Origin of the sequence: Tabrizicola sp. BL-A-41-H6, assembly GCF_050632395.1 — a bacterium.
In the GTDB taxonomy this organism is placed as follows: Bacteria; Pseudomonadota; Alphaproteobacteria; order Rhodobacterales; family Rhodobacteraceae; genus JAUYQR01.
Map to the genome: position 1 here is coordinate 2,684,631 of NZ_CP192600.1, position 13,471 is coordinate 2,698,101.

The 13,471-nt window shown below is 65.5% G+C and carries 13 protein-coding genes; 2 read left to right on the top strand and 11 right to left on the bottom strand.

The features are described from left to right. Positions 1–15 precede the first annotated feature (15 nt). Positions 16–1,584, top strand: coding sequence for a phospholipase D family protein (locus ACROUL_RS13115; protein WP_431299912.1), 1,569 nt, complete (start codon positions 16–18; stop codon positions 1,582–1,584). 7 nt (positions 1,585–1,591) lie between these two features. Here the strand turns inward: ACROUL_RS13115 and ACROUL_RS13120 are convergent, their stop codons facing one another. The 10 genes from ACROUL_RS13120 to speB form a co-directional block, all read right to left on the bottom strand. After that, positions 1,592–2,782, bottom strand: a complete 1,191-nt coding sequence (locus tag ACROUL_RS13120; RefSeq protein WP_431299913.1) for a hydantoinase/carbamoylase family amidase — start codon at positions 2,780–2,782, stop codon at positions 1,592–1,594. Beyond that, complete coding sequence (locus ACROUL_RS13125; protein WP_431299914.1) at positions 2,782–3,843, bottom strand: ABC transporter ATP-binding protein; 1,062 nt, start codon at positions 3,841–3,843, stop codon at positions 2,782–2,784. The genes ACROUL_RS13120 and ACROUL_RS13125 overlap by 1 nt, the downstream gene beginning before the upstream one ends. Then, a complete protein-coding gene (locus ACROUL_RS13130; RefSeq protein WP_431299915.1) occupies positions 3,843–4,625 on the bottom strand; it encodes an ABC transporter permease in 783 nt (260 codons plus the stop codon). The genes ACROUL_RS13125 and ACROUL_RS13130 overlap by 1 nt, the downstream gene beginning before the upstream one ends. After that, positions 4,622–5,500 carry an ABC transporter permease gene (locus tag ACROUL_RS13135; protein WP_431299916.1) on the bottom strand — a complete coding sequence of 293 codons (879 nt, stop codon included), beginning with the start codon at positions 5,498–5,500 and terminating at the stop codon, positions 4,622–4,624. The genes ACROUL_RS13130 and ACROUL_RS13135 overlap by 4 nt, the downstream gene beginning before the upstream one ends. A gap of 96 nt (positions 5,501–5,596) precedes the next feature. Further along, the gene (locus tag ACROUL_RS13140) at positions 5,597–6,700 is read right to left on the bottom strand and encodes an ABC transporter substrate-binding protein (protein WP_431299917.1); all 1,104 of its coding nucleotides are present in this window, start codon (positions 6,698–6,700) and stop codon (positions 5,597–5,599) included. Positions 6,701–6,951: 251 nt separating this feature from the next. Further along, positions 6,952–7,770: a DUF4167 domain-containing protein gene (locus tag ACROUL_RS13145; RefSeq protein ID WP_431299918.1), complete on the bottom strand. Its 819-nt coding sequence runs from the start codon at positions 7,768–7,770 to the stop codon at positions 6,952–6,954. A 174-nt stretch (positions 7,771–7,944) separates the two neighbouring features. Then, positions 7,945–8,778, bottom strand: coding sequence for a peptide chain release factor N(5)-glutamine methyltransferase (gene prmC / locus ACROUL_RS13150; RefSeq protein WP_431299919.1), 834 nt, complete (start codon positions 8,776–8,778; stop codon positions 7,945–7,947). Beyond that, positions 8,775–9,830, bottom strand: a complete 1,056-nt coding sequence (gene prfA / locus ACROUL_RS13155) for a peptide chain release factor 1 (RefSeq protein ID WP_431301309.1) — start codon at positions 9,828–9,830, stop codon at positions 8,775–8,777. Before prfA ends, prmC begins: the two co-directional genes overlap by 4 nt. 100 nt (positions 9,831–9,930) lie before the next feature. Next, entirely contained in the window at positions 9,931–10,347 is a 417-nt protein-coding gene (locus ACROUL_RS13160) for a DUF1499 domain-containing protein (protein ID WP_431299920.1), read from the bottom strand. 45 nt (positions 10,348–10,392) lie between these two features. After that, a complete protein-coding gene (gene speB, locus ACROUL_RS13165) occupies positions 10,393–11,358 on the bottom strand; it encodes an agmatinase (protein WP_431299921.1) in 966 nt (321 codons plus the stop codon). Positions 11,359–11,559: 201 nt separating this feature from the next. Here speB and ACROUL_RS13170 point away from each other — a divergent pair, with 201 nt between their 5' ends. After that, a complete protein-coding gene (locus ACROUL_RS13170) occupies positions 11,560–11,940 on the top strand; it encodes a RidA family protein (RefSeq protein ID WP_431299922.1) in 381 nt (126 codons plus the stop codon). Here the strand turns inward: ACROUL_RS13170 and ACROUL_RS13175 are convergent. Further along, positions 11,937–13,343 carry an aminotransferase gene (locus ACROUL_RS13175; RefSeq protein ID WP_431299923.1) on the bottom strand — a complete coding sequence of 469 codons (1,407 nt, stop codon included), beginning with the start codon at positions 13,341–13,343 and terminating at the stop codon, positions 11,937–11,939. The genes ACROUL_RS13170 and ACROUL_RS13175 overlap by 4 nt on opposite strands. Positions 13,344–13,471: the final 128 nt, after the last annotated feature.

Genomic DNA, 13,471 nt, shown 5'->3' on the forward strand with positions numbered 1-13,471 from the left:
GGGAAAGCGTCACCGGTGAAACTGTTGCGCCTGTCCCTGACCCTTCTGGCGGCTGCAATTCTGGCGGTCCTTGCCCTGCGGCTGGCCTTCCCGCTGCCCGACCGCCAAGGCATCGCGGTCACGACGGCAATCCCCGCCTCGGCGCAAACCACCCTTGGCGCCGCCATCCTGCCAGAACAGGCTACGCACCCGGGCAACAGCGGCATCACATTGCTCGCCGGCGGGGGCGAGGCGTTTGCGGCCCGCGTCGCCCTTGCCCGCGCTGCGGAACAGACGCTCGACGTGCAGTATTACATCTGGCAGGCCGACACGACCGGCTTCGTCCTTCTGAACGAACTGCGCGCGGCGGCGGCGCGGGGCGTGCGGGTGCGGCTCCTTCTGGATGACAACGGCATCACCGGACTTGACGCCGAACTGCGCGCGCTTGACGACCTGCCCAACATTGAACTGCGCCTGTTCAACCCCTTCACCCTGCGTAACCCGAAACTCTTGTCCTTCGCCTTCGACTTCGTCCGCCTGAACCGCCGGATGCACAACAAATCCCTCACCGCCGACGGTGTGGCCAGCGTCGTCGGCGGCCGCAACGTCGGTGACATCTACTTCGCCTACGGCCCCGGCGAACACTACATCGACACCGATGTCCTGGCCGTTGGCCCCGCGGCAACCGACGTCTCCGCGATGTTCGACGCCTACTGGAACAGCGCCTCCGCCTTCCCCGCCGATCTTATCCTGCCTGCCGCCCCCGATGGCCTCGCCCGGCTGCAGGCCGCAGTGACCCTTGCCACCGCCACCGACCTCGCGCGCGATTACTTCACCACCGTCAGCCGCTCGTCGCTGGTCGCCCGCCTCATGTCAGCCAATGCGACGGAAGAATGGGTGCCGGTGACGCTGGTGTCCGACGACCCGCTGAAAGGGCTTGGCCGTCAGGCCGACGGTGGCCTTCTCATCGAACGCCTCGGCGCGGTCCTGACCGATGTCGCCACCGGCCCCGCCGTTACGGTGGACCTAGTTTCGGCCTACTTCGTCCCGGGCCAGGGCGGCACCGACCTGATGACCGCGCTTTCCCGGCAGGGCGTCGCGGTGCGCGTCCTGACCAACGCGCAAGAAGCGACCGACGTCCTCACCGTTCATGGCTCTTACGCCGGCTACCGCGACGACCTTCTCGCCGCCGGGGTGGTTTTGGGAGAACTCAAGGCCGACCCGCTGCTGCCGCAACCCGACCAGACCCTCGCCATGCTGCTGGCAGGATCGGCCTCGTCGCTGCATTCCAAGGTGTTTTCCATCGACAACGCGCGCGTGTTCATCGGCTCGTTCAACCTCGACCCGCGCTCGGCGCGGCTGAACACCGAAATGGGCCTCCTGATCGAAAGCCCGGCCATCGCGGCACTCGTCACCCACGCCATCGACCGGGTGATGCTGGACGCAGCCTATGGCGTGCGACTGACCGACACCGGCGCGCTGTCGTGGGTGACACGCGCCGCCGACGGCAGTGAAACCGTCCTTCTGACCGAACCGAACACCACCTGGCTTGACCGCAGCCTCGTCACCCTGATCGGACTTTTGCCTATCGAATGGATGATGTGATCCGGGCCTAGGTTACCCCGGCCGCCCGCGCCAGCACCCGCAACCCGGCCACCAGATCTGCCTCGGCGGTGTCCTCCTCGAAGGCATGACTGATCCCGCCGATCGATGGCACGAACAGCATCGCCACCGGCATCAGCCGCGCCACGTTCGTCGCATCATGCAGCGCGCCAGACGGCATCAGCCGCCAGCGTCCCGGTGCCACCGCCTCGGCCGCCGCCTCCAGCCGCTTTCGCAAAGCCCGGTCCATCGCCACCGGCTCCAGCACCATCAACGGCCCGATCTCCAGCCCAAGCTCCATCTCGCCCGCGACGTCGGCCAGCACAGCCTCGATCACGCAGCGCATCCGCGCCAGCCGGTCCTTGTCGCCGTCGCGCCACTGCATCGAAAACCGCACCTGCCCCGGCACGATCGACGCCGCGTTGGGTGCCACCGCCACATGCCCGATGGTCCACACCGATTGCGGCGTGACCACGTTCCGCATCCGGTCCTCCAGCCGCACCGCAAACCGCGACAGACCCTGAAACGCATCGCGGCGCAGTGCCATCGGCGTCGTTCCGGCGTGGTTCTGCTGGCCGGTCAGCGTGACCATCATCTCGCGGTAACCGACGATATCGCTTACCACGCCGATCTGTTCGCCCGCCGCATCCAGCGCCGGCCCCTGCTCGATGTGCAATTCGATGAAGCCGGTGAACTGCCGCGGGTTCACATCCGGCCCGATACGGCTGCCCAACACCTTCCGCGCCTCGCCCAAGATCACCCCGTCGGTATCCGCCACCGCGTCCGCATCAGCCAAGGCCAACGCGCCCGACCACACCGCTGATCCTGTGGTGCCGCCAAACCGCCCCTCCTCGTCCTGAAACGACACGACCGAAATCGCCGGCCCGCCCGACTCACGCGACGCCCGCGCCACCTCCAGCGCCGCGATCACACCCAACGCGCCGTCCAGCCAGCCCCCGGTCGGCTGCGTGTCAGAATGTGACCCCAAAAGCAGCGACGGGCCCTCCGCCAGCCCGAACAGGTTCCCCATCGCGTCGAACTGCGGCACCAGCCCCGCCTCGGCCATCCGCCCCGCCAGCCAGTCCCGCGCTTCAATGTCTGGCGCCGAATAGGCCGGGCGGATCACCCCCGTTCCCACACGGCCAAAACCGCGCAGGTGGTACAAGTCAGCCAGAAACCGCGAGGCATCGACCACAGCCATCAATCCTGCAAGAAGATCACGTCGCGCGCGGCAAAGCTGATCTCGGCTGCGCTGCCGATCGGCGGCGGTGGCTGATCGGGCCGGTTGAACGTGTCCAGCGCCACCACCCCGTCACCGACCCGCGCCCTGACCCGGATCACCGACCCAAGGAAATGCACCTCATCGATGGTTGCCGGCAATACCACCTCGCGCCCCTCGGCCCGCCCCAGCCGGATCGCCTCTGGCCGCAAGGCTAGGGTGACCGTATCGCCGCGCTTGGCAGTCAGCGCACCCCGGCCCAAACTGAAACTCTGCCCCGCCACGGCAACCTGCCCGGCCTCCGGCATCTCGACCTTCGCCGGAATCGTGTTCAGCGTGCCCACGAAATTCGCCACGAACCGCGTGCGCGGCTTGTTGTAAATCTCGAACGGCGCGCCAGCCTGTTCCGCGATCCCGCCGTTCATCACCACGATGCGGTCAGAGATCGACATCGCCTCTTCCTGGTCATGCGTGACGAAAATCGTGGTGATCCCCAACTCTCGCTGAATCTCGCGGATCTCGTTGCGCAAGGACACCCTGACCTTCGCATCCAGCGCCGACAACGGCTCGTCCAGCAGCAATACGCGGGGGCTAGGTGCCAGCGCCCGCGCCAGCGCCACCCGCTGTTGCTGCCCACCCGAAAGTTGAAACGGAAACCGCGCACCCAATTCGCGCAACCCGATCAGGTCAAGCATTTCCGCCACCCGCGCCTCGCGCTCGGGTTTGGCCACACCCTTCACCTTCAACCCGAAGGCCACGTTGTCCGCCACCGTCATGTTGGGAAAAAGCGCATAGGCCTGAAACATCATCCCGATCGCGCGCTGGTTTGCCCGCTGCCCGGTCACGTCCTGCCCGTCGATGGTGATGGCGCCCGAGGTCGGCGTCTCGAACCCCGCCACCATGCGCAAGACCGTGGTCTTGCCGCAGCCTGACGGGCCAAGCAGCGACACGAACTCTCCCTTCTCGATCTCAAGGCTGAAATCCTTGACCACGCGGTTCGCGCCAAAGGTCTTTTCAAGGTTCGTAAGGTCAAGGAACGCCATCAGGCTTTCGCCCTTTCGTGCTTCGAGAAACGGGTCACAAGCTGGATCAAACCCATGCAGGCCCATGTAATGGCAAAGGCGATCACCGCCAGCGCCGGCGGCTCATAGGCGCGGTTGGCCCCCAAAAGCTGCATGAACGGCCCGAACGCCGGCCGGTTTAAAAGCGCCGCCATCGTGAACTCGCCGATCACGATCGCCAGCGTCAGGAACGCGCCCGAAAGCACGGCAACCAGCACATTCGGCAGGATGATCCGCGCCAATATGGTGAACCACCCCGCCCCAAGGCTTTGGGCAGCTTCGGTCAGGGTGGCCACATCAATCGTCCGCAACCCCGTATCCACCGCCCGGTACATGTAAGGCAGCGCCAGCGTCGCATAGCCCATCGTCAAGAGGATATCGGTGCCAATCGCCGACCCGGTCAGCGGCAGGAAGGACGAGGTGTTGTAAAGCCGGATGTAGCCGAACACGATGACAATGGCCGGAATGACCAAGGGCAGCAGCGTGATGAACTCGATCACCGGGCGCGCCTGCGGCAGCTTCAACCGCACCCAGTATGCCGTCGGCACCACCAGAAACACGCCGAACACGATGGTCGCAGCCGCCAGCGTCAGCGAATAACTGAAGGTGGCCCAGAACGTCGGATCCTCGAACACTTTGACATAGGCGTCGAACGAATAGACCCCGCGCCGCATCTTCAGGCTGAACTCGGTCATGCCCACCAGCGGCAAAAGAAAGAACAGGCACCCCAGGATCAGCGCCCCCCACGCGAAAAGGCGGGTCATTTCAGCCACCTCTCCGACCGTGTGCGCAAGACGATGTAAACCACGTTCGCCAGGCCCGTGATCACGATCATCCCGAAGGCCAGCGCATAACCGAGGTTCGGATTGCCCAGCACATCCCCCCTGATCTGCGCGAACAGCTTGATCGGCACGATGTTCAACTGCGGCCCGGTCAGCGCAAACGCCGTCGCCACCGCACCGAAGGCATTGGCAAAGAGCAGCGCAAAGGTGCCCAACAGCGACGGAAACAGGATCGGCAACGCCACCATCCGCCAATACTGCGCGCCCGTGGCGCCCAGCACTTCAGCCGCCTCGCGCCATTCGCGTTTCAACCCGTCGAGGGCAGGAATGATGATCAGGATCATCAGGGGGATCTGGAAAAACAGGTAGGTGACGACCAGACCCCAGAAACTCAGCAGATTGAAACCCATCGCCCGCAGGTTGATGCCGAACTCAGTCTTCAGCCACAGCGTCACCAACCCCGCCGGCCCAAGTGTCGCGATGAAAGCAAACGCCAGCGGCACTCCGGCAAAGTTCGACGCCACGCCGGAAAACGTCAAAAGCGGCCCGCGGATACGCTTCGGCAAGCCGCCGAACACCACCGCCGCTGCCATCGCAAACCCCACCGCACAGCCCAGAAGTGCCGTGATCAGCGACAGCTTGATCGACGTCCAATAGGCGCTGCGGATGGAATCGGTGTTCAGGTCGATCAGGTTCTGCAAGGTGAACCCGCCCTCGGGCGTCTGGAACGCGCCGACAACGATCTTCATCGTCGGCAGGATCAGGAACAGGACCGCAAAGGTCACGAACGGCAGGATACCCAGCCATTCCAGCGGTAGCCGGAATTTCGGCCGTCGGTCAGGGCGGTCATCAGCCATCGGGTCCCCTCGTCTGTCGGTCTTCCGGCGCGTCTGGCGGCCCCGGTAAGGAAAGCCCCGCCCCGGACATGCCGGGACGGGGCGCTTCAGATCAGATCACTCGACGTTGGCGCCGACCGTCGCATCCCAGCCACCGGTGACGGCGGCCTTGTTGGCATCAACCTCTTCCAGCGTCGGGAAATAGGCGGCCTCATACGAAGCAGCCGGCGGCAGCGCGTCCAGCAGTTCCTGCGGGATCTTGCCGGCAGCGGCCATCGCGTTGAAGCGCGCCGGGTGGCAATAGCCCTTCAGCCAGCCAAGCTGACCCTCGTCGCTGTAGAGGTATTCCATCCACAGCTTCGCGGCATTCGGCTGCGGTGCAAAGGCGCTGATTGCCTGCACATAGACGCCCGCCAGCACGCCCGACTTCGGCACGATCACCTCAACCGGGGGGTTCCCGGCCAGCGTGTCGCGAGCGGCAAGGGCGTTGTAGTCCCACATGATGACGATGGGCGTGGTGCCCTGCGCCAGCGTGCCGGCCTTGCCGATCACCGGAACGAAGTTGCCCGCGTCGTTCAGCTGCTTGAAGAACTCAAGACCCGCCTTGCCAGCCGCCTCGCCGGGGGCAGCGCCCGTCGACATGCCGGCCGCCAGCACCGCGAGAATCGCCTGGTTCGACGCGCGCGGATCGCCTGCCAGCGAAACCTGGCCCGCATATTCCGGCTTCAGAAGATCAGCCCAATCCTGCGGCGGGTTCGGCACCAAGTCCTTGTTCACCAGGAACGACATCACGCCGTAATAGTCGCCGTACCAATGCCCCTCGGCATCCTTGATCGCATCCGGGATCTCTGCCCATGTCGCCACCTTGTGCGGCTGGGTCAGACCCTCGGCCTTGGCTTGCGGTCCGAAGGCCAGACCCACGTCGATCACGTCGGGCGCCTGCGGCCCCTTGTTGTCCTTGTTGGCCTTGATCGCCTCGATCTCGTCAGCACTGCCCGCATCGGGGTTCAGCTCGTTGACGCTGATTTCCGGGTACTTCGCCTTGAAGCCCTCGATCACGGCGCCGTAACCGCACCAGTCGTGCGGCAGCGCGATCGTGGTCAGCATGCCTTCCGCCTTGGCGGCGGTTTCGATCTCGGCCAGCGACTGGGCCGAAGCGACGGTGGCCGACAGCATCGCCACAAGGCTCGCCGTCATCCCGAACGCAGATTTGATGGTCATCGTCTTGATCCTCCTGTTGTTGGCCCGCCCTCCGGACGCTGCCGGCCAATCGGTCCGATCAGCCCGCGCCCGGGGATTACCCTGCCGTAGGTTGGCACCACTTTGTTACGCGGCAACGACATTCGTTTCCAGTATTACATTTCCCGAAAATCCAATGTCGCTTTCCCACATCCGACTGACCCCGAAGGGTTGCAGCAATGCAAATGGCCGCCGGGGTGCCCGGCGGCCATCATCAAAGACTCACTGCTGGCTTATTCAGCGGCTTCCTTAGGCGGGGCATCGTCGCCACCGGCGGCGGGTTTCGGCTTTCTCGGGCCGCGCGGGCGGCGGGTGCGCTCTTCGCGGGGCGCGGCATCGGCTGCCGGCGCGTCCTGATTGCGTGCCTCCGGCGTCTCGATCAGGCCGGTATCGTCGCCGCCGCCAAGGTCGATCACCTCCACCTCGGCAGGCTGCTCCTCCGATCCGAAGTCGCGCCGCTCGCGGTCATCGCCACGATACTCCGACCGGTAGTCGCCGCGATCCTGCCGCTCGACACTGCGCTCGGGCCGGTCATTCGGACGGTCGCCGTTCCTGTCAACCGTCCGTTCAGCCGGCCGGTCGCGGTCATAGCTGCGCTCGCCACGCTGGTCATTGGGGCGCTCGCCACGCGGATCATTGCCACGGTCGCCGCGCGGTTCATTGCTGCGGTCGCGGTAGTCCTGCCGGTCGCGGTTGCCGTTCTGGCCCTGCCCGCCCTGCTGGCCACCCTGCCCACCCTGCTGCCCCCCGGGCTGGCCACCCTGCTGGCCGAACTGAACCTGCCGGGCTTCCTGCTCGGCTGCCATCTCGCGCATCGCTTCGGCCAGCATCCGGGTGTAATGCTCGGCGTGCTGCGAGAAGTTTTCCGCAGCAACCCGGTCGTTCGACAGCTGCGCATCCCGCGCCAACTGCTGATACTTTTCGATGATCTGCTGCGGCGTGCCGCGCACCTTGCCTTCGGGACCCGAAGAATCAAAGACGCGGTTGATGATGTTGCCGAGGGTGCGCGGGCGGTTCGCCTTGGAACGCGAGCGGGACTTGGAAGAGCGCATCTTGTCCTTTGATCCAGACTATCTGGCTTCTGCCCCGCCTGAGCACCCGTTCGGGCGGCTCGCATGTCGGCAAAGGGGCGTGGTTGACGCGGGAGGGAGGAAGTTACCCCTCACCTCGCGCGAGTTGGGTTAAGCACAGCCGCGCCAACCTGACAAGGAAAATATTCGCTTTCCTCACCGTGGCAAGCGGGCCGTGACGATCCGGTCGCGCCCGTCCATGTCGGGTCGCACCGTGATATCCTTCAGTTCGGTCGCAGCAAACAGTGCCGCAACCGCCGGTCCCTGTGTCGGGCCGATCTCGACGATCAGCCGGCCCCCCGGAACCAGATGCCGGGCTACGCCCGATGCAATCGCACGGTAGGCCGCCAGACCATCGCCACCCGGGGTCAGCGCCAGATGCGGCTCCCAGTCGCGGACGTCGGCGGCAATCCCGGCCATCTCGTCGGCCGCGATATAGGGCGGGTTCGACACGACGAGGTCAAACGAACCCGCGACACCGTCGAACCAGTCGGCGCGCAGAAAGGTCGCGCGCCCGGCCACCCCAAGGGTTTCGGCGTTGCAACGCGCCACCGCAAGGGCCGGTTCCGAAACATCCGTGCCGATCCCGGTCGCCGCGCCCCGCTCGGCCAGAAGTGTCGCAAGGATGGCACCGCTTCCGGTCCCAAGGTCAAGCACGCGGCCGAACTCTTCGGCAAGCGCCGCCTCGATCAGGGTTTCGGTCTCGGGACGCGGGTCCAGCACATCCGGTGTCACCGCAAAGCGCCGCCCCCAGAATTGCCGCTCGCCGACGATTTGCGCCACCGGCTGACGCCGTTCCCGCGCAGCGACCGCCGCCGCAAACCGCACCTCGGCCTCCGGCGTCAGCACGTCCAATAGATGCAGCGTCAGCCGGTCCGCGCCGATCCCCATCGCAAAGGCCATCAGCCGCCGCGCGTCGCCACCTGCCCCGCTGATCCCCGCCGCCTGCAACCGCGCCACTGCAACAGCCAGAGCCTCGGCGGCGATCAACCCTCCATCTCCGCCAGCTTCTCGGCCTGATCCTGCGCCGAAAGCGCGTCGATGATCTCGCCCAGGTCGCCCGCCATGATCTGCGGCAGCGCGTACAGCGTCAGGTTGATGCGGTGATCGGTCATCCTACCTTGCGGAAAGTTGTAGGTGCGGATGCGTTCGGACCGATCCCCGGACCCGACCTGGGATTTCCGGTCCGCAGCCCGCGCCGCGTGAACCCGCTCGCGCTCGGCCTCGTAAAGCCGCGCCCGCAACACCTGCATCGCGATTTCCTTGTTTCGGTGCTGCGATTTCTCGGCACTGGTCACGATGATGCCTGTGGGCAAATGGGTGATCCGCACCGCCGAATCCGTCGTGTTCACATGCTGCCCGCCTGCGCCTGATGCGCGCATCGTGTCGATGCGGATGTCCGAGGCGGGGATCTCGATATCCACCTCCTGCGCTTCGGGCAGCACCGCTACGGTGGCGGCAGAGGTGTGGATGCGCCCCTGCGCTTCGGTTTCCGGCACGCGCTGCACCCGGTGCACGCCGCTTTCATACTTCAGCCGCGCAAAGACCCCCTCGCCCGAGATCAGAGCCACCAGTTCCTTCAATCCGCCAAGGTCGGAGAACTGCTGCTCAAGGACCTCGAAGGTCCAGCCCATCCGTTCGGCGTGGCGCTGGTACATTCGAGCAAGGTCCGCTGCGAAAAGGCTTGCCTCCTCGCCCCCGGTGCCGGGCCGGATCTCCAGAATGGCAGGCCGCGCATCGGCTGCGTCCTTCGGCAGCAGCGCCAACCGCAGCTCCTGTTCCATCAGCGGAATCCGCGCCCGCAGCCGGGGAATCTCCTCCTCGGCCAGCGCCTTCATCTCGGGGTCGGCCAGCATCGCCTGCGCCTCGGCCAGATCATCAAGCGCGCGGCGATAGGCCGCGATCTCGTCGGCCACCGGCTTCAGGTCGGAATATTCGCGGCTGATCCGGGCGATTTCCGCCGGTTCCGCCCCGGCATTGAGCGAAGCCTCGAGAAACTCGAAGCGCTGGGTGATTTGGGCAAGTTTGTCTAAAGGAACCATGCCGCGGGTGTCGCCCAACTGGGCCAGCCGGTCAAGGGCGCCCGGCCTTGGGGGTTTCACACCCCCAAACCCCCGTGGGATATTTTCGCAAAGAGGAAGATCAGAGCCGCGCTTGCCAGTCTTTCAGGCGCGCGGCGTTGATCCCCATGTCGCCGCGGCCAAAGCGCAGGCGGGCGAAGATGTAAACGCCGTCCTCGCGGACCTCGGCCGTGGTGTAGTCGGGAAACCCCCAAAGCGCGCTGCGCGTGACCCATGTTATGCGCCCCGTTTCGGGGCTGCCGGCCAGCCGCACCGTGCGCGGCGTCGCCATTGCCACCGCATCGAGCGCGGCAAGCAGTGCGACCGGTGGGCGCGCAGGATCGGTCAGGCGCAGCGTGGCCCAACCGTCACCCGCCACAACCTCGCCCCATGGACCCTCGGCTTTTGGGGACACATGCCAGCGCCCGATGTCGGATGGTGCCAACCGCACATAGGCCGCGAAGGCCAGAACCAGCCCGATAAGGAGGTAACTTGTCACGCGCACTGCTCCTGCCACCGCTTCTCCTTCTCCGCTACCACGGCTTCATCTTTGGGTCCGCGCCCAATGGTAGAGGCAGATCAGATCATAGGCGACATGCGCCCCGGCAATCGCCGTCGCCCCCGTCGTGTCGTAGGGCGGCGACACCTCGACGATATCGCCGCCGACCATGTTGATCCCCGCCAGATCGCGCAGGCACGCCGCCGCCTGCCAGCTGTGCAGGCCACCCCAGACCGGAGTCCCCGTGCCCGGCGCCGCCGAAGGATCAAGGCAGTCGATGTCGAAGGTCACATAGGTCGGTTTGTCTCCGACGATATCCTTGGCCTTCGCCACCGCCGCCGCCACGCCGCGCTCGTGCACCTCGCGCGCATCTATCACATGCACGCCAAGGTAATCTTCCGTCGTGGTGCGGATGCCGATCTGGACCGAGCGTTTCGGATCCACGATCCCGGTCTTCACCGCCTTGTAGAGCATGGTGCCGTGGTCGATCCGGCTCAGGTCGTCATCCGGCCAGAGGTCGGAATGCGCATCGAAATGAATCACACCGAGCGGCCCGAACTTTTCCGCATAAGCCTTTAGGATCGGGTAGGTGATGTAGTGGTCACCCCCGAGCGTGACCGTTCCCGCCCCGGCGGCAAGGATCGTGCGGATATGCGCCGTCAGCGTATCGGGGAAATCCGACACTTTGGCATAGTCAAAAGCGCAGTCGCCGTAATCGACGATGCTCATGTCTTCCAACGGGTTGGTCGGCCAACCGTAAGGCGGATCGTAAGGCATCAGGCTTGACGCCTCGCGGATCGCACGCGGGCCGAACCGGGTGCCGGCGCGATGCGTGACCGCTTGATCGAACGGCACGCCCGTGATCGCAAGATCGACCCCGCTCAGATCCTTCGTGTAGGTCCGGCGCAGGAAACTCGTCGCGCCGCCGAACGCGTTCTCAAACGCGTACCCCCGGTTGGATTTGCGGGTGAACGCAGTGTCGACCTGCGTCTTTGCATCTTCAAGTGCCATGACTGTCTCGGATTGGTTCAAGCGCGCAGTCGTTGCAATCGGAGACGCGCGGATCCGGTCAGGGACAAAAGCCCGATCACCGGGGACAAGTCAAGCCTCGCGACCCGCGCGCAAGCCACATGCACAGAACGCGCTTTGTGTGCCGCGTTCTGCTAGTCTTCGGTGCGGGCACCAGCCCGGTGGATCGGACCAGAGGATTTCATGACGCGACACATCATCTTCACCCCCGATGCCGCAAAACCGCCAGCCACCTATTCCCAGGCGGTCAAGGCCGCCGGTCTGGTCTTTGTCTCGGGCACCGGGCCGGCAGATCCCGCAACCGGCCAGATCGTCGGCACCACCATCCAGGACCAGACCCGCCAGTGCCTGACCAACATCACGATGATCCTGCGGGCGGCGGGAACCTCGCTTGATCGCGCCGCCAGCTTCACCATCATCCTTGCCGACGAGGATGATTTCGCCGGCATGAACGAGGAATGGCTGCGCTGGTTTCCCACCGATCCGCCCGCCCGTCAGGCCGCGAAACTGCCGGTGCGCGTCGCCGGGCTGAAGGTCTCGATCGCCTGCATTGCCGAGGCCTAACCGATCCGGAACCCCTCGCGCACCAGCTCGTCCGTCACTTGGACGATCGCCTTTTCAAGCGTTTCGGCCACAAAATCCACGTCCCTCTCGGTGATCACTAAGGGCGGCGACATCACGTTCAGATGCCCCATCGGCCGCACCAGCAAGCCCATCGCCTCGGCCGCGTTGGAGATGCGCTTGGACTCCCCGGCCTCATCCGGCAACAAGGCCTTCGTCCCCTTGTCAGCCACGCTTTCCACGCACAGCATCAGCTTGCGCCCCCGTACATCGCCGATCAGCGGCAGATCGCCCAGCGCCGCCATCCTCGTCTCGAAATAGCTGCCCACCCGCGCCGCCTGCGCCAAAAGCCCCTCGCGCTCCATGATCTCGATGTTCTTCAGCCCTGCCGCGCACGACACCGGATGCCCCGAATAGGTGAACCCCGCGGTGAACCAGCGCGACCCGTCCGCCGCCATCGCATCCCACATCCGGTCAGAAATGATCAGCGCCCCCAAGGGCACGTAGCCCGAGGTCAGCCCCTTCGCCGTGCAGATCATGTCGGGCTGCACCCCGAACTCCTCAAGGCTGGCAAACCAGTGCCCCAGCCGCCCGAACGACGTCACCACCTCGTCAGCGATGAACAGGATGTCGTGGCGCTGGCAAACGTCCCACATCCGTTTCAGATACCCCTCGGGCGGCACGATCACCCCGCCAGACGCCTGGATCGGCTCGGCGATGAAGCCGCCGATGCGGTCAGCACCTACCCGCTCGAGCAGCGCCTCGAACTCCGCCACCAGCCAGTCGCAGAACTCCGCTTCGCTGATCCCCTCGGGCCGCCGATACGGGTTCGGCACCGAAAGATGATGGATACCCGTCTCCTTGTAGCGGAACTCCGGCACCCGGTCGCCCGGCCGCTTGCCCACCGACTGCGCAAGGTAGGTCGATCCGTGATAGCTGTAATCCCGCGCGACGATGTCGGTCTTGTCGGGCCGGCCCATGCAGGTCTGGTAATAGGCGACCGTCCGCACTGCCGTATCCACCGCCGTCGACCCGCCCGTGGTGAACATCACCCGGTTCAGATCGCCCGGCGCCAGTTCCGCGAGCTTTGCCGCCAGCCGCGCCGACGGGTCGTTGGTCATGTCGACGAAGGTGTTGGAAAACGCCAGCCGCTCCGCCTGCGCCCCGATCGCCTCGGCCATCTCGCGCCGCCCAAGCCCGATGTTGGTGCACCAAAGCCCGCCCACCGCATCGAAATACCGCCGCCCCTCGGCATCCCACAACCACGCCCCCTCGCCGCGCGAAATCACCATCGCACCTTCGCGTTCGAACGGGCCAAAGTTGGTCCAAGGGTGCAAGGAATGCGCCCGGTCCATCTCCCAAAGATCTTCCGGCGAGGGCGAGTTCAAGGCAAGCGAGGCGGTCATGACATTCTCCATCTTCGACCCGACCCTAGCATTTTGATCAAATTATCGCCACCCCCGCCAACGCGCAAAAAGTTGTGCCCGTCTGGCCACGGGCGGGCAAAGGTTGATCCGGCGCGCCGCCCCCCCCT

Excerpts from the sequence above, each read along its gene's own strand:
- ACROUL_RS13120 (WP_431299913.1), bottom strand. The coding sequence starts at position 2,782 with ATGGCTGTGGTCGATGCCTCGCGGTTTCTGGCTGACTTGTACCACCTG.
- ACROUL_RS13125 (WP_431299914.1), bottom strand. The coding sequence starts at position 3,843 with ATGGCGTTCCTTGACCTTACGAACCTTGAAAAGACCTTTGGCGCGAAC.
- ACROUL_RS13130 (WP_431299915.1), bottom strand. The coding sequence starts at position 4,625 with ATGACCCGCCTTTTCGCGTGGGGGGCGCTGATCCTGGGGTGCCTGTTC.
- ACROUL_RS13135 (WP_431299916.1), bottom strand. The coding sequence starts at position 5,500 with ATGGCTGATGACCGCCCTGACCGACGGCCGAAATTCCGGCTACCGCTG.
- ACROUL_RS13140 (WP_431299917.1), bottom strand. The coding sequence starts at position 6,700 with ATGACCATCAAATCTGCGTTCGGGATGACGGCGAGCCTTGTGGCGATG.
- ACROUL_RS13145 (WP_431299918.1), bottom strand. The coding sequence starts at position 7,770 with ATGCGCTCTTCCAAGTCCCGCTCGCGTTCCAAGGCGAACCGCCCGCGC.
- prfA (WP_431301309.1), bottom strand. The coding sequence starts at position 9,830 with ATGGTTCCTTTAGACAAACTTGCCCAAATCACCCAGCGCTTCGAGTTT.
- speB (WP_431299921.1), bottom strand. The coding sequence starts at position 11,358 with ATGGCACTTGAAGATGCAAAGACGCAGGTCGACACTGCGTTCACCCGC.
- ACROUL_RS13170 (WP_431299922.1), top strand. The coding sequence starts at position 11,560 with ATGACGCGACACATCATCTTCACCCCCGATGCCGCAAAACCGCCAGCC.
- ACROUL_RS13175 (WP_431299923.1), bottom strand. The coding sequence starts at position 13,343 with ATGACCGCCTCGCTTGCCTTGAACTCGCCCTCGCCGGAAGATCTTTGG.